The organism is Cryobacterium mannosilyticum (assembly GCF_004402705.1).
Lineage (GTDB): Bacteria > Actinomycetota > Actinomycetes > Actinomycetales > Microbacteriaceae > Cryobacterium > Cryobacterium mannosilyticum.
The window spans coordinates 92,838-113,567 of the sequence record NZ_SOFM01000050.1; the positions used below are offsets into that span (position 1 = coordinate 92,838).

Annotated in this window: 16 protein-coding genes; 10 read left to right on the top strand and 6 right to left on the bottom strand. The window is 71.5% G+C overall.

Annotated features, from left to right (window positions below):
* Positions 1–100: 100 nt before the first annotated feature.
* The 4 genes from E3O32_RS16730 to E3O32_RS16745 form a co-directional block, all read right to left on the bottom strand.
* A complete protein-coding gene (locus E3O32_RS16730; RefSeq protein WP_134510967.1) occupies positions 101–784 on the bottom strand; it encodes a GntR family transcriptional regulator in 684 nt (227 codons plus the stop codon).
* Positions 784–2,265, bottom strand: a complete 1,482-nt coding sequence (locus E3O32_RS16735) for a fumarylacetoacetate hydrolase family protein (RefSeq protein ID WP_134510968.1) — start codon at positions 2,263–2,265, stop codon at positions 784–786. The genes E3O32_RS16730 and E3O32_RS16735 overlap by 1 nt, the downstream gene beginning before the upstream one ends.
* 207 nt (positions 2,266–2,472) lie before the next feature.
* Complete coding sequence (locus E3O32_RS16740; RefSeq protein ID WP_134510969.1) at positions 2,473–3,816, bottom strand: MFS transporter; 1,344 nt, start codon at positions 3,814–3,816, stop codon at positions 2,473–2,475.
* 161 nt (positions 3,817–3,977) lie between these two features.
* The gene (locus tag E3O32_RS16745) at positions 3,978–4,697 is read right to left on the bottom strand and encodes an IclR family transcriptional regulator (protein ID WP_134510990.1); all 720 of its coding nucleotides are present in this window, start codon (positions 4,695–4,697) and stop codon (positions 3,978–3,980) included.
* 289 nt (positions 4,698–4,986) lie between these two features.
* On the opposite strand from E3O32_RS16745, the gene E3O32_RS16750 reads away from it, so the two are divergent.
* From E3O32_RS16750 to E3O32_RS16770, 5 genes are all read left to right on the top strand, one after another.
* Positions 4,987–5,652 (top strand): hypothetical protein, encoded by a 666-nt coding sequence (locus E3O32_RS16750; protein ID WP_134510970.1) that lies wholly within the window; start codon positions 4,987–4,989, stop codon positions 5,650–5,652.
* Positions 5,653–5,734: 82 nt separating this feature from the next.
* Positions 5,735–7,210, top strand: a complete 1,476-nt coding sequence (locus E3O32_RS16755) for an NAD-dependent succinate-semialdehyde dehydrogenase (RefSeq protein WP_134510971.1) — start codon at positions 5,735–5,737, stop codon at positions 7,208–7,210.
* Between the two features lie 209 nt (positions 7,211–7,419).
* Positions 7,420–8,217 (top strand): TrmH family RNA methyltransferase, encoded by a 798-nt coding sequence (locus tag E3O32_RS16760; protein WP_134510972.1) that lies wholly within the window; start codon positions 7,420–7,422, stop codon positions 8,215–8,217.
* Between the two features lie 305 nt (positions 8,218–8,522).
* Positions 8,523–9,749 (top strand): thiolase family protein, encoded by a 1,227-nt coding sequence (locus E3O32_RS16765; RefSeq protein WP_134510973.1) that lies wholly within the window; start codon positions 8,523–8,525, stop codon positions 9,747–9,749.
* Positions 9,749–10,630, top strand: a complete 882-nt coding sequence (locus E3O32_RS16770; RefSeq protein ID WP_134510974.1) for an SDR family NAD(P)-dependent oxidoreductase — start codon at positions 9,749–9,751, stop codon at positions 10,628–10,630. Before E3O32_RS16765 ends, E3O32_RS16770 begins: the two co-directional genes overlap by 1 nt.
* A 175-nt stretch (positions 10,631–10,805) precedes the next feature.
* On the opposite strand, the gene E3O32_RS16775 is transcribed toward E3O32_RS16770, so the two are convergent.
* Complete coding sequence (locus E3O32_RS16775; protein ID WP_198417590.1) at positions 10,806–11,849, bottom strand: agmatine deiminase family protein; 1,044 nt, start codon at positions 11,847–11,849, stop codon at positions 10,806–10,808.
* Positions 11,850–11,857: 8 nt separating this feature from the next.
* The gene (locus E3O32_RS16780) at positions 11,858–12,874 is read right to left on the bottom strand and encodes a nitrilase-related carbon-nitrogen hydrolase (RefSeq protein WP_134510976.1); all 1,017 of its coding nucleotides are present in this window, start codon (positions 12,872–12,874) and stop codon (positions 11,858–11,860) included.
* Positions 12,875–12,954: 80 nt separating this feature from the next.
* Between E3O32_RS16780 and E3O32_RS16785 the strand changes: the two genes are divergently transcribed.
* The 5 genes from E3O32_RS16785 to E3O32_RS17830 form a co-directional block, all read left to right on the top strand.
* A complete protein-coding gene (locus E3O32_RS16785; protein WP_134510977.1) occupies positions 12,955–13,620 on the top strand; it encodes a TetR/AcrR family transcriptional regulator in 666 nt (221 codons plus the stop codon).
* An 82-nt stretch (positions 13,621–13,702) separates the two neighbouring features.
* Positions 13,703–14,731 carry an iron ABC transporter substrate-binding protein gene (locus E3O32_RS16790; RefSeq protein ID WP_241975075.1) on the top strand — a complete coding sequence of 343 codons (1,029 nt, stop codon included), beginning with the start codon at positions 13,703–13,705 and terminating at the stop codon, positions 14,729–14,731.
* 11 nt (positions 14,732–14,742) lie between these two features.
* Positions 14,743–16,383 (top strand): ABC transporter permease, encoded by a 1,641-nt coding sequence (locus tag E3O32_RS16795; RefSeq protein WP_134510979.1) that lies wholly within the window; start codon positions 14,743–14,745, stop codon positions 16,381–16,383.
* Positions 16,380–17,624: an ABC transporter ATP-binding protein gene (locus tag E3O32_RS16805; RefSeq protein ID WP_241975076.1), complete on the top strand. Its 1,245-nt coding sequence runs from the start codon at positions 16,380–16,382 to the stop codon at positions 17,622–17,624. Before E3O32_RS16795 ends, E3O32_RS16805 begins: the two co-directional genes overlap by 4 nt.
* Positions 17,625–17,931: 307 nt before the next feature.
* Positions 17,932–20,730 (top strand): Ig-like domain-containing protein (locus E3O32_RS17830; RefSeq protein ID WP_420898118.1); only part of this gene is annotated, 2,799 nt, incomplete at its 3' end.

The following is a 20,730-nucleotide window of genomic DNA, read 5'->3' on the forward strand; positions in this document are numbered from 1 at the left end:
CCTTTCGAGGGCAACGGATGCGTTCGCGACTGTTGCCGAATCGGACGGATGTTCCCGGTGTGCGGGCAACAGATGTCCGGTACGGGAACAGTTGCGGCTGTTAGGGGGCGGAAGGGGACTTCTGGCGGGTGAGGAAGGCGTCGAGGGTGCCGAGGCGGTGGTTGCGGGCGGCGAGCTCAACCTGCAGGGCGTCCGCGCCGTTCTCGATCAGGTCGAGCAGCGCGGTGTGTTCGGCGACGGATTCGTGGGCGCGGCCGGGCACGAAGCTGAAGATGGAGTCGCGGAGGGCGCTCAGCCGGCTCCAGCCGCGGTGCACGAGGTCGAGCAAGTGCGGGTTGGGGCAGGCCTCGAACAGGGTGGAGTGGAACTCCAGGTTCAGCCGGGTGAAGCTGACCGGGTCGAAATGGTCGAGGCAGTCGGCCATCTCCGCGTTGATCCGCCGGGCGCGTTGGAGCGTGTCCGCGTCGAGCACGGGCGCGGAGAGCGCCGTGGCGTAGCCCTCGACCAGGCTGAGCGTCTGCATGGTGTGCACGTACTCCGTGGCGTCGAGCATCGCGACCTGCGCGCCGATGTTGCGTTCGAAGGTGACCAGGCCCTCCGCCTCGAGCAGGCGGATGGCCTCCCGCACGGGAACCGCGCTGACGTCGAGTTCGCGGGCGATCTGGCCGAGCACCAGGCGGTAGCCGGGACTGTAGGTGCCGTCACTGATCCGCGACCTGATCCACTGGTGGGCCAGCTGGGCCTTGCTCAGGCCGTCGGCGGCCGAACCCGGGGAAACCGTCATCACTTCTCCTCCTGCCAGTGCCGGTAGCGGGCCTTCCAGTCCGCGTTCATCGGGTACAACCCGTCGACGCCGTGGCCGGCGGCGACCATCTCGGCGATGAAGGCCTCCTCGCGTTCCTGCTCGATGGCGGAGGCGACGACCTCCTCGACCAGGTGCGGCGGGATGACGAGAACGCCGTCGGCGTCGCCGACGATCACGTCGCCCGGTTGCACGGCGGCGCCGCCGCAGGCGATCGCCAGGTCGGTGTCCCACGGCACGTGGCGACGGCCGAGCACCGCCGGGTGCCCGCCGGCATGGTAGGTGGGGATGGCGAGGGCGCTGACGGCCGCGAGGTCGCGCACGCCGCCATCCGTCACGATCCCGGCCGCGCCGCGAACCTGGGCGCGCAGGGCGAGGATGTCGCCGACGGTGCCGGTGCCGCGCTCGCCGCGGGCCTCCATCACGATCACGTCGTCGGGCCCGAGCGAGTCGAAGGCGCGTTTCTGGGCGTTGTAGCCGCCGCCGTGGGACTCGAACAGGTCTTCCCGGTTCGGCAGATAGCGCAGGGTGCGCGCCCGGCCGACGAGGCGGGCATCGGGCCTGGTCGAGCGGAGACCGTCGATCGACACGTTGTTGAGGCCGCGTTTGCGCAGCTGGGCGCTCAGGGTGGCGGTGCCGACGCTGTTGATGCGTTCCTTCAGGGTGGCGGTGAGCGTGAATGCGGGAGCCTCCGGAGCGAGCCCGGCGGCCTCCGCCGAGCCCCAGGCCTCGGTGCGCTGCAGGTCATCGACCTGGGGTGCGGCGCCGTAGCCGGCCAGCGGGACGGTGCCGTCGACGACGACGGTGCGGAGCCGGCCCGTGGACAATGGCGTCGGTATGGTCGGGGCGTCGACCTCGACCTCGACGACGTCGCCCGGCCGCAGCACCGAGGCGCCGGCGGGAGTGCCGGTCAGGATGATGTCGCCCGGTTCGAGGGTGATCAGCTGGGAGAGGTCGGCGACGAGCCGGCCGAACGGGAAGTACAGGGTGCCGGTGGTGTCCTCCTGGGCGAGGACGCCGTTGACCCAGGTGCGGATGCGCAGGGCCGCCGGGTCGACCTCGCCGGCCGGCAGCACGGCCGGCCCGATCGGGGTGAAGCCGTCGCCGCCCTTGGAGCGGAGGTTGGAGCCCTTGTCGGCGTGACGCAGGTCGTAGACGCCGAAGTCGTTGGCGGCGGTGACCCCGGCCACCGCGTTCCAGCCCTCGACGGGGTCGACCAGGCGGGCCGTCCGGCCGATGATCAGGGCGATCTCCCCCTCGAAGGCGAGCAACTCGGTGCCGGCCGGGCGTTCGATCTCGCCGGAGAGGGCGAGCGAGCTGGCGGGCTTCAGGAAGTACGACGGCTGGGCCGGGACCCGTCCCCGCTGCGCGGCTCGACTGGGGTAGTTGATGTGCACGGCGATGACCTTGCCGGGCCGGGCACCGACGAGCGCCTCGACGGCGGATGCGATGGTGTCGCTCATCCCACACTCCTCTGTGTTGAAAGCCTGCGGTGTTGGTGCTTGCGGTGTTGAAGCCTGCGGTGCTGGTGGCCGCCGGCCTTCTCGACCGGCATGTATCAAATCATATACGATCTGGGCAGGCGGCACAACGGCGGCACAACGTGGGCAAACGGCGGGGCAGGGGATCAGCGTTTCCGCCGCTCCCCTGCCCCGTCATTGCCGTCTGCCCTAGTCGCGGGCGGACACCCCGAGGTGCACCCCGCGCGTCTCCTTGACCACGGAGACCGCGGCGAAGGAGATGGCGGCGAGCACCATGATGTAGATGCCGATCGAGGGCGACCAGCTGGTCTCATCGAGCAGCAGCTGGGCGATCAGGGGGGCGAAGGCCCCGCCGAGAATGGCCCCGAGGGCGTAGCCGATCGACACGCCGGAGTAGCGCACGTGGGCCGGGAACATCTCGGCATAGAGCGCGGCCTGCGGGCCGTAGGACAGGCCGAGGCCGACCGCGAGCACGACCAGGGCGACCGCGAACAGGACGATGTTCTTCGTGTCGATCAGCAGGAACATCGGGATGGCCCAGGCGAAGAGCCAGGCGTAGCCGATCTGGAAGGTGCGGATGCGGCCGATCCGGTCAGACAGGATCCCGCCGAACATCGTGGCCGCCAGCCAGAAGACCGCAGCGACCGTGCTCGCCAGCAGCACCGGGGAGCGCTCCATGCCGAGGCCGCCGGCCTCGGCCGGCTTCGTGGCGTAGGAGGAGAAGAAGGCGATCAGCAGGTAGCCGGCGGCGTTGTTGGCGATGAAGATGAGGGCGGTGAGCACGACCTGGCGCCAGTTGTGCGCGAAGAGTTCCTTCAGTGGTGCGGCGGATTCCTTCTTGCGCTCCTGGAGTTCGGTGAAGACCGGGCTCTCGTTGACGGAGCGACGGATGATGTAGCCGATCCCGATCAGGACGACGGACAGGAGGAACGGGATCCGCCAGCCCCAGGCGAGGAATGCCTCCTCGGTCATCGAGTTGGTCACGACGAGCATGACTCCGGTGGCGAGGATGAGCCCGGACGGCACGCCGATCTGCGGGTAGGCGCCGAAGAAGCCGCGCTTGTTGTCCGGCGCGTGCTCGACCGACATGAGTGCGGCGCCGCCCCACTCGCCACCGGCGGAGAAGCCCTGCAGGATGCGCAGCAGGATGAGCAGCAGCGGAGCCGCGACACCGATTTGCGCGTAGGTCGGCAGCACGCCGATGAGCACGGTCGACGCGCCCATCATCACGAGGGTGACCACGAGCATGGCCTTGCGGCCGAGCCGGTCGCCGAGGTGCCCGGCGACGATCGCGCCGAGCGGGCGGAACAGGAAGCTGATCCCGATCGACGCCCAGGCGACGAGCTGGGCGAGTGCGGCGTTGTCGCTGCCGAGCGGGGCGAAGTAGAGGCCGGCCAGTACGAGGCCGGCGGCCTGCGCGTAGATGAAGAAGTCGTACCACTCGATCGTGGTCCCAACCATGGTGCCGACGAGGACGCGTCGTTCCTCGAGTCGTTTCGCGTTCGTCGTCGTTGGTTCATGCGTCAGAGCCATGGAATACTCCCTTGTATTCGGTGCGGGGAAAGTCGAGCGGTGGTGCACGGGCGGTGCCCAGATGGTGCGTCACGATCTGCGAGGACCATATCACAAATCGTATATTATGTGTGGCAGGGGGCCGAACCGACGCGGGACCGTGACCTGCGCGCCTGGCCGGGCTAGCGCATCCGTGCCGCGATCGCCGCGGCGGCGAGGCCGAGCCGGGCGCCGAGCTCGGCGGGCTCACGCGCCCCGGCCAGGTAGACCACGGCGAGGGCGGCGGGCGGTTCGCCCGGCACGGACAGCGGAACGGCGACGGAGGCCAGGCCGGGGATGACCTCGTCGTGGCTCGTCGCGAAACCCGGGGCGCCGAGGGCGGAGGCCTCCGCCCGCCGGCCGGCGTCGCCGCCGAGCTCGGCCCACTGGGCTGAGGAGAGCAGCGACTGGATGGCGATCCCCGGCGCACCGGCGGCGAGCGGATGCCGCGTCCCCGGCCGCTGGGCCACCGTCGCGTGCGCCTGCCGGGGCTCGACGCTGACGAGGGTGACGACCTCGACCCGGTCGAGCACGGCGATGAAGGCCGTCATCCCGAACTCGTTCGCGACGCTGGTCAGCTCGGGCAGCGCCGCGGCCTGCAGGTCGCGGGACACCCCGCGGGCGAGCGCGGCCATCCGGGGGCCCAGGCGCACGGCGCCGGCGGCGTTCCGCACCACGACGCCGTGGTCCTCGAGGGTGCGGAGAATCCGGTAGGCGATCGACCGGTGCACGCCGAGGGCGGCGGCGACCTCGGCGATGGTGAGCGGGGAGTCGGCGTCGGCCAGGATCTCGAGCACGCGGATGCCGCGGGAGAGGGTCTGCGAGTGCGGCGCGGCGCTCGCGCCGGCCTGGCTGGGTTGCATCGACACGTCGCCATTCTCGCATCCGCCTCCCCGGCGAGGTCTCGGGTGCCGCTAACTCAGGAGAATGACGGGACGGCGAGTCGGCGGCCGGACTGGTCCGCGGGCGGCGATCGGTCGGCCAGGCAGTCTTCCTGAGTTGGCCCCGCGCCGCAGCGACCCGGAGCGGAGGGTGGGCTGCGCCGGGCAACCGGACGCGGGCGGGGGTGTGCGCGCGGTCGTGCGCCGGCCCGCCGCAGCCGTGCGCCGAGAATCAACACGGACCGGGTGGACCGGCCTAGCGTGGTGCTCAATGAGCGCGATCTGGGTCTCCGTCTGCCTGGCCGCCGCCGCCGGTGCGGCCGGCCTCGCTGCCGTCTGCGCGCTCGCGGCGCTCCGCACGCCGGGGCGCAGCGCCGCGGCGGCACCGGCCATGGTGGTGATGGCGGCGTCCACGTTCGACATGGTCCGGCCGGATGCCCACCTGCTCAGCCCCCTGGCCTGGGCCGCTCTGCTGGTCGGGGCGGCCCTCCTCGCACTGCTGGACCGGCGCCGACGGGTCGCGGCGGCGCACCACGCGGCGGCGCTGCTGCTGATGGCCGTGATGTGGGCCGGGATGCTGCCGGGCACGGCGGCGGGTGGTGGCGCCGACGGCGGGAATGCGGCGGCCGCGTCAGCGCCCGGGCTGTCGGCCGCCGGGGCGTCGGTATCGGCCGCCGGCACGGCGGTGTCCGCGGCCGGGCATTCCGGGCACGGGCCGGCGTGGACCGGCGGCGCGGTGCTGCTGGGCTGGCTGGTGGTGGCGGCATCCGTCGCCCTGGCGGCCGCCGCCGTGCGCGCCGTGCGCGCGGCGAAACACCGCGCCGGGTGGCGGGGAGCCGGTGTTGCTGACAGGCTGGAGGCGACCCAGCAGGTGAGCATGGCGCTGGCGATGGCCGCCATGGCCGCCGGCATGCTCCTGCCGCTGCCCTGGGGGTGAACCCGGGCTGCTGCCCCGACCACGTTGCCTTGGATAGAATTCGACCGTCGCTCGACGGGCACACACAAGTATGGGAGACCCTATGACGCATGTCACCGAAGCCGAACTGCTCCAGCACGTACCCAACGAGCTGTTCATCAACGGGAAATGGGTGCCCGCCGCCGACGGGGCCACCCTGACCGTGCACGACCCGGCCACCGGCAAGGTCATCAAGACGATCGCCGACGCGGGCGTCGCGGATGGCGCGGCCGCCCTCGACGCGGCCGTCGCAGCGCAGGCCGGCTGGGCGGCCACCCCGCCCCGGGTGCGCGGGGAGATCCTGCGCCGGGCCTTCGACCTGCTGCAGGAGCGCAAGCAGGAGTTCGCCCTGCTGATGACCATCGAGATGGGCAAGCCGCTCGCCGAAGCGTACGGCGAGGTGGCCTACGGCGGCGAGTTCCTGCGCTGGTTCAGCGAGGAGGCCGTGCGCGTCACCGGCCGCTACGGCACCAACCCGGAGGGCACCGGGCGGATGATCGTCTCCCAGCACCCGGTCGGGCCGTGCTTCCTGATCACCCCGTGGAACTTCCCGCTCGCGATGGCGACCCGCAAGATCGCCCCGGCGCTCGCCGCGGGCTGCACCGTCGTGATCAAGCCCGCCGAACTGACCCCGCTGACCACCCTGTTCTTCGTGCGGCTGCTCGAGGAGGTTGGTCTGCCGGCCGGGGTCGTCAACGTGATCACGACCTCGACGTCGGCCGCGGTGTCCGGGCCGATCATCGCCGACCCGCGCCTGCGCAAGCTCAGCTTCACCGGGTCGACGCCGGTCGGGCAGAAGCTGATCCAGCAGTCCGCCCAGGGCGTGCTGCGCACCTCGATGGAGCTCGGCGGCAACGCCCCGTTCGTCGTCTTCGAAGACGCCGACCTGGACAAGGCCGTCGCCGGCGCGATCGCCGCGAAGTTCCGCAACGTGGGCCAGGCCTGCACCGCGGCGAACCGGTTCATCGTGCACGAGTCCATCGCCGACGAATTCGCGCGCCGGGTCACCGAGAAGGTCGCCGACTTCACGGTCGGCCGCGGCACAGAGGACGGCGTCACCATCGGCCCGCTGATCAACCAGGCCGCCATCGACAAGGCCGACACGCTCGTCCAGGACGCGCTCGGCAGGGGGGCGACGCTGCTGACCGGCGGGTCCGCCATCGCCGGGCACGGAACCTTCTACCAGCCCACGGTGCTCTCGGGCGTCGCGCCGGGCAGCGACATCCTGCGTGAAGAGATCTTCGGGCCGGTGCTGGCGATCTCCACGTTCGGCGACGAGGACGAGGCCGTGCGGCTCGCCAACGACACCGAGTACGGGCTGGTCGGCTACGTGTTCACCCAGGACCTGGCCCGCGGGCACCGGATGATCGAACGCCTGCACACGGGCATGATGGGCCTGAATGTCGGCGTGCTCTCCAACGCGGCGGCGCCGTTCGGCGGGGTCAAGCAGTCCGGCCTGGGCCGCGAGGGTGGGCTCGAGGGCATCCACGAGTACCTCTCGACCAAGTACACGCTCCTGCCCGATCCCTTCCTCGACTAGGAGGGCGCCGCCCCCTGCCCCGGTCCCCACCGACCCATCGACCGGCCGTGCACGGGAGCGGGGGGCTAACTCAGGAGAACTGCGGCAGCATCCGGGATTCGACGCACTGGTCCGGGGCCGGGTTGCCCGTCTGTTCCCGGATCCCCTGAGTTGGCCACCGTTGCGCCCGCTCGGGCCGGGGCCGGCGGGCCCGCGGCTAGACTTTGCGGATGCCCGTCATCGAGATCAGCGACCTCAGCGATCCGAGGCTGGTCGACTACGCCCATCTGACCGATGTCGCCCTGAAGAAGGCGCGTGGAACCGAGCACGGCCTGTATATAGCCGAATCGGCATTGGTTCTGCAGCGTGCGCTGCGGGCCGGGCATCGGCCGCGGTCGGTGCTGGCGCTCGGCAACACCGTCGACGAGGCGCGCGCTCTCGTCGGCGAGGACGTGCCCGTTTTCGTCGGCCCGGGCGAGCTGCTCGCGGAGCTGACCGGGTACATCCTGCACCGCGGGGTGATCGCGGCGATGCACCGGCCCGAGCTTCCGGCCCCCGACGTCCTGCTCGCCGGCGCCCGCCGGATCGTCATCCTCGAGAACGTGTCGGACCCCACCAACGTCGGCGCGATCTTCCGCTCGGCCGGCGCGATCGGTGCGGATGCGATCCTGGTCACGCCGCGCTGCTCCGACCCGTTCTATCGCCGGGCGATCCGGGTGTCGATGGGCACCGTGCTGCAGGTGCCGTGGACCCGGGTCGGCGACTGGCCGAGCACCCGCGCCCTGCTGGACCGGCACGGTTTCCACGTGGCAGCCCTCGCCCTGGCCGAGGATGCCGTGAGCCTGCGCGACTTCCGCGGCGCCGAGCACGAGCGGCTGGCCCTGCTGCTCGGCGCGGAGGGTGAGGGGCTCACCGGCGACGCGCTCGCGACATCCGACAGCATCGTGCAGATCCCGATGAAGCACGGCATCGACTCGCTCAATGTGGCCGCGGCCAGTGCCGTCGCCATGTGGGCGCTCTCCGGCTGACCGGCCCCCGGCTGACCGGCCCTGGCTGACCGGCCCTGGCCGACCGGCCCTGGCCGACCCCGCCCTTGGCTGACCCGCGGCCGACCCGCCCCAGCCGACCCGCGGCTCCTGACGCCCGAGTAGGCACAACCCCCGTGGCTAATTCAGGAATTCCGGGGGGCGGCCGCGTCCGCGCCCCCGGACCAGTGCGGCGGTGCGCGGATGCCGCGCCGGATCTCCTGAGTTGGCCACACTCGCGGGGCGGGTCGGCAGGGGGCGACGCGCGCGGACGACGCGGCGTCGGCGCGGAAGCCTAGGCTGAGGGCATGAGCAATGATGCTGTCATCGTCGATGTCGTGCGCACCGCGTCCGGCCGGGGCAAGCCGGGGGGTGCCCTCTCGGGTGTGCACCCGGCCGACCTGCTGGCCGGCGTGCTGCGCGAACTGGTCAGCCGTAACGGCCTCGACCCGGCGCTCGTCGAGGATGTGATCGGCGGCTGTGTCAGCCAGGTCGGCGAACAGAGCTACAACGTGGTGCGCACGGCACTGCTGAGCGCGGGGTTCCCCGAATCCGTGCCGGGGACCACCATCGACCGGCAGTGCGGCTCGAGCCAGCAGGCCGCAGCCTTCGCCGCGCAGGCGGTCATGTCCGGCAGCTGCGACGTGGTCATCGCCTGCGGCGTCGAATCGATGAGCCGGGTGCCGCTGGGCTCCTCGCTCGGCGCGAGGCCGAGGCCGGGGCAGGACCCCGGCACCGAGGGTCCCGGCCTGGACCCGCACGGCGCCCTGATGCACGCCCGCTACCCGCAGGGCCTGGTCAACCAGGGGGTCTCGGCCGAACTGATCAACCAGCAGTGGCGGCTCGGCCGCGGCGAGCTGGATGCCTTCGCCGCCCGCTCGCACCGACTCGCCGCCGCCGCGGCCGACCGCGGCGACTTCGACGGGGAGCTCCGGCCGACGACCCTCCCCGACGGCCGGGTCGTCACCGAGGACGAGACCATCCGCCCCGGCACCACCCTCGACTCCCTCGCCGCACTGCCGCCGGCGTTCCGCACCGACGCGCTGGCCGCCCGGTTCCCGAAGCTCGACTGGCACATCACCGCGGGCAACTCCTCGCCGCTCACCGACGGGGCCTCCGCGGCGTTGATCATGAGCGCGAAGCGGGCCGCCCGGCTCGGGCTCAACCCGCGGGCGCGGTTCCACAGCTTCGCGGTCACCGGGAGCGACCCGAAACTCATGCTGACCGGGGTGATCCCGGCGACCCGGCGCATCCTCGAACGCTCCGGCCTCGGCATCGACGACCTCGACGCCTACGAGGTCAACGAGGCGTTCGCCAGCGTCCCGCTCGTCTGGCTGCGCGAGATGGGCGCCGACCCGGCCCTGCTCAACCCGCGCGGCGGCGCAATCGCCCTCGGGCACGCGCTCGGCTCGTCCGGCACCCGGCTGCTCGGCACCCTGCTCAACCACCTCGAACTCACCGGCGGGCGGTGGGGCCTGCAGACCATGTGCGAGGGCGGCGGCATGGCCAACGCCACCATCATCGAGAGGCTCTGATGCGCATCGACGGATGCTCCGCGCTCGTCACCGGCGCGGCATCCGGCCTCGGCCTGGCGACCGCCCGCGCTCTCGCCGCGGCCGGCGCGGCGGTCGTGCTGCTCGACCTGCCCGGCTCCGCGGGAGAGCAGGCCGCCGCCGCGCTCGGCGGCCCGGCCCGGTTCGTCGCCGGGGACGTCACCCGCGCCGAGGACGTGCAGGCCGCCGTCGACGCGGCGACCGGGCTCGGACCGCTGCGGATCGTGGTCAACTGCGCGGGCATCGCCCCCGGGCACCGCACGGTCGGCCGGGACGGACCGCTGCCGCTCGACGACTTCGACCGGGTGATCCGGATCAACCTCGTCGGCACCTTCAACGTGATCCGACTGGCCGCGGCCGCGATCCAGGCGACCGACCCGGTCGGCGCCGCGGGCATCGGCTCGGGTGCGGGCTCCGGCACCGGCACCGGCACCGGCACCGGCACCGGCACCGGCATCGACACAGCCGAGGCCGTCGTGTCGCACCCCGGCGGGCCGGCCGGCATCCCGGAGCGCGGCGTGATCATCAACACGGCCTCCGTCGCGGCCTTCGACGGGCAGATCGGGCAGGCCGCCTACGCGGCGTCGAAGGGCGGGGTCGCCGCGATGACCCTGCCGCTCGCCCGTGAGTTCGCGCGCTCGCTGATCCGGGTGGTCGCCATCGCACCCGGCATCTTCGACACCCCGCTGCTGCAAGGGCTGCCGGAGAGCGTGCGCGAGTCGCTCGCGGCATCGGTACCCCACCCGGCCCGGCTGGGCGACCCGGCCGACTTCGCCGCGCTGGTGCGGCACATCGTGGAGAATCCGATGCTCAACGGCGACACGATCCGGCTCGACGGCGCCATCCGGATGCCCCCGCGCTGACCCGATAGCCGCCCGCGCCGTGTCCGCGCCGTATCCGTGACGTGATCGCGCCGTGTCCGCGGATGCCGCGGCCAGGCCTCAGCGGGTGAGCGCGCCACTTGCGCCGTTCCGCGCCAGGTGCACCAGGAGCGTCGCGGCGGAAGTGGAGCGCTCGGCACCGTGGAGGCCGGCAGCGTCAGGCCGGGACGGACGGCTGCTGCTGCGTGATGCAGTGGATGCCGCCGCCGCGCGCGAACAGCGGCCGCGCCTCGACCGCGACCACGCTCCGGCCGGGGTAGGCGGCGGCAAGGATCTCCCGTGCGGCCTCGTCGGCGCGTTCCTCGCCGAAACTGCAGGCGATCACACCCCCGTTCACCACGAGGTGGTTGACGTAGCTGTAGTCCACGAACCTCTCCGAATCGCGCAGCACGGCCGGGGCGGGCAGGTCGACGATCGTCCAGGGGGTGCCCGCGGCATCCGTCGACTCGGCGAGCACCCGCCGCAGCTCCCGGCTGACCTGGTAGTCGGGATGCGCCGGGTCGTCCTGCGAATGCACCAGCAGCGTGCCGGGGGACGGGATCGCCGCGACGATGTCCACGTGGCCCCGGGTGCCGTAGCGCTCCTGGTCCCGGGTGAGCCCGCGCGGCAGCCAGACCACGTGGGTGGCCCCGATCGTGCGCGCGAGCTCGGCCTCGACCGCGGCCCGGTCGGCGAGCGGGTTGCGCCCGGGGTCGAGCTGCACGCTCAGGGTGGCCAGCACCGTGCCCAGCCCGTCGACCTGGATGCCGCCGCCCTCGTTCACGAGCGACGAGGGGATGCCCGTGGCCCCCGACAATCCCGAGACCAGGCGGCCGATCTCGGCGTCCTTGCCCCAGCGCGCCCAGTCCTGGCCGCCCCAGCCGTTGAACGTCCAGTCCACCGCGCCGAGCGTGCCGGCGCCGGGCCCAGCGGCGCCGGGCCCAGCCTCGCCGAGCACGAAGCTCGGGCCGATGTCGCGCATCCACGCGTCGTCGAGCGGCGCCTGGACGATCTCGACCGCCGCGGACAGGTAGCGGCGGGCCGCGTCGGCCTCGGCCGGGTCGACGACCATCGTGACCGGCTCGAACTCGAGCACGGCGTGCGCCACGTCGGCCCAGGCCTGGCGGGCCTCCGCGGCCGAGCCGGCGTCGTCGCCCAGGGTGTAGGCCGACGCGGGGAATGCCATCCAGACGCGGTCCTGCGGTGCCGTCTCCGCAGGCATCCGCCAGGTCACGACCGGGCCCCGGCTGCCGCGTCGATGCCCGTGGGGGACCCCGCCGCGCCGAACGGGCGCGCCCGGTCGACCGGCGCCGTGAGCCCGGCATAGCTGTCGGGCCGGCGGGTGCCGAGGAACGGGAAGAGCGCGAGCCACTCCTCCCGCTGGGCCAGGTCGAGGTCGGCCACCAGCACGACCGACTCGTCCCGCGGCGCCTGCACGAGCACGCGGCCGTACGGGTCGGAGATGAACGACGAGCCGTAGAAGGTGAGGTCGCCCTCGTCGCCGTGCCGGTTCGGCACGACCATGAACAGGCCGCTGGTGATGCCGTTGGCCACGATCACGTGCTGCCAGATCGGCTGGGTGTCGAAGGCCGGGAACCCCGGCTCGGAGCCGATCGCCGTCGGGTAGACCAGCAGCTGCGCGCCGGCCAGGCCGTACAGCCGCGACACCTCGGGGAACCACTCGTCCCAGCAGGTGGGCAGGCCCAGGCGGGCGCCGTCGAGCTCGTCCGGCGCGTAGACCGGGTAGGCGTCCTCCGCCGGGCCCGGCCGGAACCAGGTGTCCTCGTAGTAGCCCTCGGTGACGGGGATGTGCAGCTTGCGGGTGCGGCCGAGCAGCGTGCCGGCCGGCGAGACCAGGATCGCGGTGTTGTAGCCGCGCGGGTCGGCCGGGGCGTCGGAGTCGTCCGGGCGTTCGTAGAGCGAGGCGTGCACGACGACGCCGTGCTCGCGGGCCTGGGCCGCCGCGAAGGCGAACGTCGGCCCGGTCAGCAGGTCCTCGGCGCCGAGCTTGGGGACGCCCGTGGCCCGCTCGTTGCCGGGGTAGCGGGAGAGCGTCAGCTCGGGCAGGAACACGACCCGGGCGCCCTCCGCGGCGGCCAGACGGATGCCGTCGGCCAGCTCCGCGGTGAGCGCCGCCCGGTCCGCGTGCCACCGATGCTGCACGAGCGCGACCCGCAGCGGGGGCGAGACCGCGGGGGCGACGCGGGTGAGCGGAACGGCGATGCCGGGGGCAAGGATGAGGCGCATGAGTTCTCCGGTGGGGCTGCGGGGATTAGTTGATCGTGCGATCAACAAGGTAGAAGCAAAGCTATATACACTGAGGTTCCATGTCAACCGTCCAGAGCGAACCTCGGCCAGGCGCCCGCCGCAAGTCGCCGGCCGACCGCGCGGCGGAGATCGCCGGAGCGGCCCGGGAGATCGCCCTGGCCGACGGCCTGGCCGGCATCACCCTGCGCGGCGTCGCCGCCCGGATCGGGGTGACCCCTGCACTGGTCAGCCACTACCAGCCGAGCATGGATGTGCTGGTCGCCGACACCTTCGGCGCCATCGTCTCGGCCGAAATCGGCGAGGTCGCCGAGGAGCTGGCGCCGTGCCCGAGCACGGTTGCCGCGCTCGGCGCCCTGATCGACTCCCTGCTCGGACCGGAGCGCAGCCCGGTCACCGCGCTCTGGCTGGATGCCTGGAGCCTCGGCCGGCGCACCCCGGCGCTCGCCGTCGAGGTCGGCGTGCAGATGGATGCCTGGCAGGCCTTCGTCTCGGGGCTCCTCCGCTCGGGGGTCGCCGCCGGCGAGTTCACCGCCGCCGATCCCGACGCGGTCGCCTGGCAGCTGCTCGGCATCATCGACGGGCTGAACGCCCACGCCATCGTGCGCTACGGCCATGCCGGGTCGCTGCGCGGGCTCGTGCGCACGGTCGCCGAACACGAACTCGGCCTGTTCGCCGGGGCGCTCGGCTCCACGACACGCACCTCGACGAACTCGTCGATGAATTAGGGTAGGCTTACCTAATACCGCGGGCGATGCCCGCACGACAGATGGGGCACGCGACACGATGAGACTGACACGCAGATGGGCCATGATTGCCGGCATCGCCGGAGTGACCGTGCTGGGCGCCACCGCCTGCAGTGGGAACGGCGCGGCATCCGGCCCTGAGGCATCGTCCGGCGGCAAGCCGTCCGGCTCGATCACCGTCTACAACGCGCAGCACGAGGAGCTCACCCAGGCCTGGGCCGACGAGTTCACGAAGGAGACCGGGGTGAAGGTCACCCTGCGCAACGGCGACGACTCCGAGCTCGGCAACCAGCTCGTGCAGGAGGGGTCGGCATCGAAGGCCGACGTCTTCCTCACCGAGAACTCCCCGGCGATCAGCCTCGTCGACAACGCCGGGCTCTTCACCGCGGTCGATGCCGACACGCTCGCCCAGGTGCCCGCACAGTTCCAGCCGAGCTCCGGCAACTGGACCGGCATCGCCGCCCGCTCGACCGTGTTCGCCTACAACCCGGCCCTGCTCACCGAAGACCAGCTGCCCGCGTCGCTGCTCGACCTGGCCGACCCGAGCTGGAAGGGCCGCTGGGCCGCCTCCCCGTCGGGCGCCGATTTCCAGGCCATCGTCAGCGCCATGCTCGCAGTCAAGGGCGAGTCGGCGACGAGCGCCTGGCTCACGGCGATGAAGAGCAACACCGTCGTCTACAAGGGCAACAGCACGGTGATGAAGGCCATCAACGCGGGCGAGATCCCCGGCGGCGTGATCTACCACTACTACTGGTTCGGCGACCAGGCCGGCACGGGCGAGAACAGCGACAGCACCAAGCTGCACTACTTCAAGAACCAGGACCCGGGCGCCTTCCTCAGCCTCTCCGGCGGCGGCGTGCTGAAGTCCAGCCCCAACCCGGTGGCTGCGCAGGCGTTCCTCGCCTTCATCACCGGCAAGGCCGGCCAGACCATCCTGCAGACCGGCACCTCGTTCGAATACCCCATCGCCGACGGGGTCAGCGCGAACCCCGCGCTCCTGCCGATCAGCGACCTCGACGCGCCGAAGATCGACCCGTCGAAGCTGAACAGCACCAAGGTCACCGATCTGATGACCCAGGCCGGGCTTCTGTAAACTCGATAGTGATGTCCGTCACCCTGCCACCCGCGAGCCCGGCGCCCGAGCGCCCGGATCCGGCGTCCCTCCGCCCGGCCGGGCCGGCGGCCGACGCGGGTCCGGAGCGCACGGATGCCGTCGGCCGGGTGGGCCGGTGCCCCTCCCCGTTCATCGTCGCCGTGGCGTGCACGGTCTCGCTGCTCGGACTGCTCCCGCTCGGCTATGTCATCGTCACCGGGATCCTCACCGGCTGGCCTGAACTCTCGGCGCTGGTGTTCCGGCCCCGGGTCGGCGAGCTCCTGGTCAACACGGTAGGCCTGGTCCTGATCACGGTGCCGCTCTGCGCGGCGATCGGGGTCGGCGCGGCCTGGCTGGTCGGCCGCACCTCGCTGCCCGGCGCGCGCGTCTTCGCCGTGCTGCTCGCGGCGCCGCTCGCCGTTCCGGCGTTCGTGAACAGCTACGGCTGGGTGAGCGCCATCCCGTCGCTGAACGGTCTCTGGTCGGGCGTCCTGATCGCCACCCTCTCCTACTTCCCCCTGGTCTACCTGCCCTGCGCGGCGGCGCTCCGGCGGCTGGACCCCACCGTGGAGGAGGCGGCCGGTTCGCTCGGCAGCGGGGCATGGGGCGTCTTCTTCCGGGTGATCCTGCCCCAGCTGCGCCTGCCGATCCTCGGCGGGTCTCTGCTGGTCGGCCTGCACCTGCTCGCCGAGTACGGCGCCTTCGCGATGGTGCGCTTCGACACCTTCACCACGGCCATCGTCGAGCAGTACCGGTCCACCTTCAACGGCCCGGCGGCGAACGCCCTCGCCGGCGTGCTCGTGCTCTGCTGCCTCTTCCTCCTCGTCGGCGAGTCCGGTGCGAGGGGCCGGGCCCGCTACGCCCGGATCGGCTCCGGCGTGGCCCGCCCCGCCCCGCGCCGTTCCCTCGGCCGGTTCACGCCGCTCGGCTACCTGGTGCTCGGCGGGCTGTTCGTGCTCTCGATCGGCGTGCCGTTCACCAGCGTGCTCCGCTGGCTGGTGCAGGGCGGCCCCGCGGTCTGGGCCGACGGAGTCGTCGGCGAAGCCTTCCTGCAGACCGTCGGCTACGGCCTGATCGGCGCTGTCGCCACCTGCCTGCTCGCCTTCCCGATCGCGTTCCTCGCCGTACGCTACCCCAGTCGGCTCGCCCGCGGCCTCGAGTCGGTCAACTACCTCACCAGCTCCCTGCCCGGCATCGTGACGGCGCTCGCCCTGGTGACGGTGAGCATCCGTTTCGTGCAGCCGCTCTACCAGTCCGTGGTGCTGGTGATCGCGACCTATCTGCTGATGTTCCTGCCGCGGGCGCTCGTGAACCTGCGGGCCGGGCTCGCCCAGGTGCCGGTGGGCCTGGAGGAGGCCGCCCGGTCGCTCGGCAAGCACCCGATCGGCGCGTTCCTGAGCGTCACCGCCCGCTTCTTCGCCCCGTCCGCGCTCGCCGCCGGCGCGCTCGTCTTCCTCGGGATCGTCACCGAGCTGACGGCCACCCTGCTGCTCGCCCCGAACGGCACCCGCACCCTGGCGATCCAATTCTGGTCGAAAGTGAATGACATCAACTACGTCGGCGCCGCCCCCTATGCCCTGCTGATGATCGCACTCAGCCTCCCCGTGACCTACCTCCTGTTCGCCCGCTCCCGCCTGACGAGCGTCTCGTGACCGACGTGGACCTGGCCAGTGCGGCCGAGGGTGCGGCCGCCGGTGTGGCCGCCGGTGCGGCAGCCGGTGCGGCCGAGGGTGCGGGTGCGGGCGCAGCGGCCGAGCGGATGCCGGCCGGCCGGGCCGCGATCGAGCTCGCCGGGGTCAGCAAGAGCTTCGGCGGCACGACCATCCTCGACCGGGTCTCCCTGACCGTGCCGGAGGGCAGCCGCACGGTCATCGTCGGCTCCTCCGGGTCCGGCAAGACCACGCTGCTCCGCCTGATCAGCGGATTCGAGCTTCCGGATGCCGGCACGATCACCGTCAACGGCCGCCTGGTCGCCGGTCCCGGCGCCCAGGTCGCGGCGCACCGGCGCGAGATCGGCTACGTCGCCCAGGACGGCGCCCTGTTCCCGCACCTCACGGTCGGGCAGAACATCGCGTTCGGCCTCGGCCCGGCCCTCCGCGGCGGCACCCGCCGGGAGCGCAAGAAGGCCGTCGCCGAACTCCTCGGCATGGTCTCGCTCGACCCGGGCTTCGCCGACCGCCGCCCCGACGAGCTCTCCGGCGGCCAGCAGCAGCGCGTCGCCCTGGCCCGCGCGCTCGCCCGCCGCCCGAAGGTGATGCTGCTCGACGAACCGTTCTCCTCCCTCGACGCCGGGCTGCGCGCCGCCACCCGCGACATCGTCGCCGACACCCTCGAGCGCGCCGGGATCACCACGGTGCTCGTCACCCACGACCAGGCCGAGGCAATGAGCTTCGCCCACCAGCTCGCGGTGCTCCGCGACGGCCACCTCGGCCAGGTCGGTTCGCCGCGGGAAGTCTACTGGCGGCCGGTCGACCTGTTCACCGCCCGGTTCCTCGGCGACGCCGTCGTGCTGCCGGCCAGCATCGGTGACGGGGTCGCCAGTTGCGCCCTCGGCCAGGTCAGCGTCGCCCCGACCACCCTGCACGGGGATGCCTGCATCATGCTCCGCCCCGAGCAGATCGTGGTGGAGCCCTGCGACGCCGACGGAACCGGCACGGGAGCCTGCACCGGCCAGGTCGAGGCGGTCGACTTCTACGGAGCCGAGGTGCAGCTGGCCGTGCGGCTGCACGTGCCCGGCAGCCCGGAGACCATCGTGCACGTGCGGCAGCACGGCACCACCGGCACCGTCGTCGGCAGCCGGGTCAGCCTCCGGGCACGCGGCACGGCCACGGCGTTCGCGGCGGCCGCGCTCGCTACGGCGCACCGGCATCCGTCGCCGCCCGCCGCTCGCTGACCCAGCCCGCTCGCTGACCCAGCCCGCCCGCTGACCCATCCCGCCCGCTGACCCAGCCCGCGCTGCGGCCTGCCCGCACTCCGGGCTCGGCGAAAAGCTCTTGCCTAGCCCCGGATGGGGGTGTTACACTCTCGCGTGGGAGCGCTCTCACGCTGTTGTCTCAGCCGCAAACCGGAGCCCGCGACCTCCACAGAGAGCAGGACGAGCAATGTCGCTATCCATTTTCCGAACGGGGCAGGTTGCCCCAAGGCCTCCGATCGGGAGGCCTTCTCGCCTCCGCACGCGGCTGGTTGCCGGCGCCGTTGCCGTGCTGCTGGGCGTCCTGACTGCCGGAACAGGGCTGGTCCCCGATGCGGCCTTCGCCGCGCCGGCCAAGCCGCCGCCCGTGGCCGCCCCGGACTTCGGCCCGAACGTCAAGATCTTCGATCCCAGCATGCCCGTAGCCGACATCCAGGCCACGGTCGATGCCATCAGGGACACCCAGGTCAATGACGAAATGGGAACGAACCGTTATTCCCTCCTGTTCAAGCCGGGCATCTACGGCAGCGCCGAGAAACCCCTCATCATTCAGGTCGGTTATTACACCGAGGTGGCGGGCCTGGGCGCTTCACCGACGGATGTCACAATCAACGGCCACGTCGACGTCTACAACCGGTGCCGGCCGGAGACGGGCTGCTTCGCCCTGGACAGCTTCTGGCGTTCGGTGTCGAACCTCACGATCAACGTCACGGGCGGGGACGGCTGCCGGGCGGGAACCAACTTCTGGGCTGCATCGCAGGCCTCGCCGATGCGTCGGGTGAACATCACCGGCGGCAAACTATCCCTGATGGACTACTGCACCGACGGACCGCAGTACGCCAGCGGCGGCTTCATCGCCGATTCCAAGACCGGCGACATCATCAACGGCTCCCAGCAGCAGTATCTGGTGCGGGACAGCAGCATCGGTGCCTGGTCGAACGGGGTCTGGAACCAGGTGTTCGCCGGAGTGCAGGGCGCCCCCGCGCAGTCCTACCCCGACCCGCCGTACACCACCCTCGCCAAGAGCCCGGCCAGCAAGGAAAAGCCCTACCTCTTCATCGATTCCGCGGGCGCGTGGCAGGTCTTCATGCCGGCTCCCCGCACCAACTACACCGGAACCACCTGGGAGAACGGGCCCACGCCCGGTCGCGCGATCGCGCTGTCCAAGTTCTTCGTCGCCAAGCCGTCCGACTCGGTGTCCGCCATCAACAGCAAGCTCGCCAAAGGCCTGAACCTGCTATTCACGCCCGGGGTCTATGACGTCGACAAGACGATCACGGTCAAGAACGCGAACACCGTGGTGCTGGGCATGGGCCTGGCCACCTTGACGGCCGTGAACGGTGCCGTCGTGATGAGCACCGCCGACGTTCAAGGCATCGACATCGCCGGCATCACGATCGATGCGGGAACAATGAACTCACCGGTGCTGCTGAAAATCGGCACCAAGACGGGCCATCGGGGGACGACGAGTGCGGCCAACCCGACCGCCCTGCAGGACGTCTTCTTCCGCGTCGGGGGACCGCACGTGGGCAAGGCGACCGTCAGCCTGGAGGTCAACAACGACAACACCATCCTCGACGACATCTGGGCCTGGCGTGCCGATCACGGCAGGCCCGGCAGCGTCGGCTGGGACATCAACACCGGCCAGAACGGCGTCATCGTCAATGGCGACAACGTCACCGCCACCGGACTCTTCGTCGAGCACTACCAGCAGTACAACGTCATCTGGAACGGGGAGAACGGCAGAACAGTCTTCTTCCAGAACGAACTCCCCTATGACGCCCCCAACCAGGCAGCCTGGCAGCACGACGGCGTCCTCGGTTGGGCCGGCTACAAGGTCGCCGACACGGTCACCAAGAACGAGCTGTGGGGCGGTGGCAGCTACGTCTTCAACAACGTCGATCCCACCATCCACGCCTCGGTCGGTTTCGAGGTGCCCCGCAAGCCGGGCGTGAAGATGCACAACCTGCTGAGCGTCCAGCTCGGTGCCGGAACCCTTGACCACGTCATCAACGACAAGGGCCTGGCGGTGAACTCGGCCGGAGTCGGGATTCCCAGTTGCGTGGTCCTCTATCCCTCGGACGACGCTACGCCGCCCACGGTCGCCATCACCGATAACGTCGACGGCGACACGGCAACCGGCAAGGTCACCTTCACCTTCACCTTCAGCGAGGATGTCTGCAGCTTCACCGCCGACGACATCGTCGTCACCGGTGGCTCGAGGGGATCCTTCACCCGCGTGAATGCCAAAACGGCCACCCTGGTTGTGCCGCCCGCTGAGAACTCGAGTGGAACCATCAACGTGAGCATGGCCGAGGCCACGTTCACCGACCTGCCCGGCACGGCCAACACCGCGGCCGCCAGCGCCCAGCAGGGGTTCAACACGACAACCCCGCTGACGCTCGCAATCACGGACAATGTCCCGACCGCAACCGCGACCGGTGATGTGACGTTCGCGTTCGCGTTCAACAGGGACGTCGGCACCAGCTTCACCGCCGATGACATCGTGACCACCGGTGGCACCGACGGCGCGTTCGTTCGCGTCGATGCCACTCACGCGACCCTCGTGGTTTCGCCTCCGGCCGACTCGACGGGAACCGCCCGGGTCAGCGTGGCCGCGGGCACGTTCACGGATCTGGCCGGCAACGCGAACACCACCGCTACCGCCGCGCAGCAGGCCTACAACACGACCTCAACGCCGCCGCCGCCGCCGTCCTGGGCGATCACCTTCGATGACCCCGCGAAAACGTACACGTTGACCGATTTCGGTAACAACGGTGGCGCAGTCGTGGCCGACCCGGCCGGTGGCACGAACAAGGTCGCCACGGTGTCCAAGGCCGTCACGGCGTCGGCGACGGCGGGATCCACGGTGTCCACCGGTGCGAACTTGTCCGTCGACACCATCCCGTTCACGGCAACACAGACCCGGATGGCGATGCGGGTCTACAGCCCCGCTGCGGGCGTGCGGGTGCGGATCAAAGCCGAGAACGCCGCCAACCCGGGGCAGAACGTCGAGACGGATGCGTTCACCACAGTCGCCGGGGCGTGGGAGACCCTGACCTTCGACTTCGGTGACACGTCCACGCAC

Coding starts and splice junctions, on each gene's coding strand:
- E3O32_RS16735 (WP_134510968.1), bottom strand. CDS start 2,265: ATGAGCGACACCATCGCATCCGCCGTCGAGGCGCTCGTCGGTGCCCGG.
- E3O32_RS16780 (WP_134510976.1), bottom strand. CDS start 12,874: ATGCGCCTCATCCTTGCCCCCGGCATCGCCGTTCCGCTCACCCGCGTC.
- E3O32_RS16740 (WP_134510969.1), bottom strand. CDS start 3,816: ATGGCTCTGACGCATGAACCAACGACGACGAACGCGAAACGACTCGAG.
- E3O32_RS16755 (WP_134510971.1), top strand. CDS start 5,735: ATGACGCATGTCACCGAAGCCGAACTGCTCCAGCACGTACCCAACGAG.
- E3O32_RS16765 (WP_134510973.1), top strand. CDS start 8,523: ATGAGCAATGATGCTGTCATCGTCGATGTCGTGCGCACCGCGTCCGGC.
- E3O32_RS16790 (WP_241975075.1), top strand. CDS start 13,703: ATGATTGCCGGCATCGCCGGAGTGACCGTGCTGGGCGCCACCGCCTGC.
- E3O32_RS16750 (WP_134510970.1), top strand. CDS start 4,987: ATGAGCGCGATCTGGGTCTCCGTCTGCCTGGCCGCCGCCGCCGGTGCG.
- E3O32_RS16745 (WP_134510990.1), bottom strand. CDS start 4,697: ATGCAACCCAGCCAGGCCGGCGCGAGCGCCGCGCCGCACTCGCAGACC.
- E3O32_RS16795 (WP_134510979.1), top strand. CDS start 14,743: ATGTCCGTCACCCTGCCACCCGCGAGCCCGGCGCCCGAGCGCCCGGAT.
- E3O32_RS16760 (WP_134510972.1), top strand. CDS start 7,420: ATGCCCGTCATCGAGATCAGCGACCTCAGCGATCCGAGGCTGGTCGAC.
- E3O32_RS16770 (WP_134510974.1), top strand. CDS start 9,749: ATGCGCATCGACGGATGCTCCGCGCTCGTCACCGGCGCGGCATCCGGC.
- E3O32_RS16775 (WP_198417590.1), bottom strand. CDS start 11,849: ATGCCTGCGGAGACGGCACCGCAGGACCGCGTCTGGATGGCATTCCCC.
- E3O32_RS16730 (WP_134510967.1), bottom strand. CDS start 784: ATGACGGTTTCCCCGGGTTCGGCCGCCGACGGCCTGAGCAAGGCCCAG.
- E3O32_RS16785 (WP_134510977.1), top strand. CDS start 12,955: ATGTCAACCGTCCAGAGCGAACCTCGGCCAGGCGCCCGCCGCAAGTCG.